Raw genomic sequence first — 1,987 nt, forward strand, 5'->3', positions numbered from 1 at the left:
GCTGGAACAAGTCCCACAACTCGTCTGGCACCAACCGCTCAACGATCCCCACCATGACTCACAGACTACCGAGCCACCCAAATGAGATGACCTCTTAATCACGGTCCGCCGGGTGATCACCAGCTCCTGGGCGATCGCAGCGTTCGAGCGGCCCTCTGCCATCAGGCCGAGGACCTTGCGCTCGCGCGGGGTGAGCCGGGAAAGTAGGCCGTCGCGGTGGTGGTCCTTCGCGAAGAGCTGGGCGACGACGTCCGGGTCCATCGCGGTGCCCCCGGCCGCGACACGGCGGACCGCCTCCACGAAGCCGTCGGGGTCGAAGACCCGGTCCTTGAGGAGGTAGCCGATGCTGCCGCTGCCGTCGGCGAGGAGCTCACGGGCGTAGAGTTGCTCGACGTACTGGGAGAGGACCAGGACCGGCAGGCCGGGGATCCGGTGGCGGGCCTCCAGGGCGGCCCGCAGTCCTTCGTCGGTGAACGTCGGCGGAAGCCGGACATCGACGACCGCGACGTCCGGCTTGTGGTCGAGCAGGGTCTGGAGCAGTCCGGGCCCGGTGTCCACGGCGGCCACCCCCTCGAAGTCGTACGACTCCAGCATGCGGACGAGGCCGTCCCGCAACAGGAAGAGGCCTTCGGCTAGGACGACGCGCACGGCAGCTCCATGGTGAGGGTGGTCGGTCCGCCCGGCTTGCTGTTGATCGCGAGCAGGCCGTTGAAGGCGGCGAGCCGGCGCTCGATGGCGCGCAGCCCGGTGCCGCGCGAGGGGTCAGCGCCGCCCCGGCCGTCGTCGATGACCTGGCTGCGCAGCGCGCCGGCCTCGTACCAGCGGTCGATGCTGACATGTTCCGGGTCGGCGTGTTTGGCCGCGTTGGTGAGGGCCTCGGCGACCGCGAAGTATATGGCGGACTCCACGGGCGCCTCGGGGCGGCCGGGCAGGTCAGCGTTGACCGTGACGTCGAGCGGGCTGTCCAGGGCGAGGGCACGCACCGCGTCGGCGAGGCCGCGGTCGGCGAGCACCGGCGGGTGGATGCCCCGGACCGGATCGCGTAGTTCGGTGAGGGCCGCGGCGGACGCCATGCGGGTGTCGGCCAGGATGGCGCGGACGGCCTCCGGGGCCTTGCTGAGGAGCTGCTCGGCGACGCCGAGGTTCATGCGCAGGGCAACCAGGCGGGCCTGCGCTCCGTCGTGCAGGTCCCGCTCGATGCGGCGCAGTTCGGCGGCGGAGCTGCTGACGGCGTCGCTGCGGCTGTCGTTCGACGCGAAGGTGATGTGCCGTTTCCTGGACCGGCTCGTCGGGCACTTCGACCACAAGGTCCACCTGATCGTCGACCGGTACTCGGCCCACCGCTCGAAGAGCGTCCGGGCCTGGCTCGCCGACCACCAGGACCGGATCGAGCTGCACTTCCTGCCCTCGTACTCACCCGAACTGAACCCCGACGAGCTGGTCAACGCCGACCTGAAACGCAGCCTGCCCCACACCCACCAGGCCAGGAACCAGGCCGAACTCGCCGCCGAAACCCGGAGGTTCTTCCACAGCCGACAACGTCAGCCACACATCATCCGCGGCCACTTCGGCGGCCCGCACGTCCGCTACGTCCTGGACGAGAACCCCATGAGTTTCTGATCAATAGCGCGTATTTCGACATAAGTGCACGTAGGGTCGGAGAAGCAAGGCGGAGCCTCCCCCTTTCCCCTCCGTAGGGTTCTGGATCAAACGGGGCACCACGCTGGTTGTGCTGAGATCGGATGCATCGCACAGGCGATGGAAGCTGGGGATCTGGTACGCGGGAGCAGCAGCCTGGCGGTCCTTGGTAAGCCGTTCGATCACGCGCGGCACAGAGGCCTCGTTCCAGCTTGCGACTCGTGCCAACTCGTTATGGAAAGGCTCGGAATTACTGAGCCTTTTCCAACTTGGTTTGCGCGTAAGGCTGTTGGGCTGACAACGTGGTGAAGCCCCTGGTAGATGGGTTTTCGACCAAGAGAACCGTCTC

The 1,987-nt window shown here is 67.7% G+C and carries 3 protein-coding genes; 1 reads left to right on the plus strand and 2 read right to left on the minus strand.

The genetic code is table 11. The features are described 5' to 3' along the window. The coding region (locus ACZ5WC_RS33145) for a response regulator (protein ID WP_468544290.1) at positions 1-648 on the minus strand (648 nt) is incomplete at its 3' end. After that, complete coding sequence (locus ACZ5WC_RS33150) at positions 633-1,307, minus strand: sensor histidine kinase (RefSeq protein ID WP_468544291.1); 675 nt, start codon at positions 1,305-1,307, stop codon at positions 633-635. The genes ACZ5WC_RS33145 and ACZ5WC_RS33150, both read right to left, overlap by 16 nt. Between ACZ5WC_RS33150 and ACZ5WC_RS33155 the strand changes: the two genes are divergently transcribed. Further along, positions 1,198-1,620: a transposase gene (locus tag ACZ5WC_RS33155; RefSeq protein ID WP_468544292.1), complete on the plus strand. Its 423-nt coding sequence runs from the start codon at positions 1,198-1,200 to the stop codon at positions 1,618-1,620. The two genes, ACZ5WC_RS33150 and ACZ5WC_RS33155, sit on opposite strands and share 110 nt — an antisense overlap. Positions 1,621-1,987 lie beyond the last annotated feature (367 nt).

This window comes from Streptomyces sp. NPDC033165 (genome assembly GCF_055577965.1).

Excerpts from the sequence above, each read along its gene's own strand:
- ACZ5WC_RS33155 (WP_468544292.1), top strand. The coding sequence starts at position 1,198 with ATGCGGCGCAGTTCGGCGGCGGAGCTGCTGACGGCGTCGCTGCGGCTG.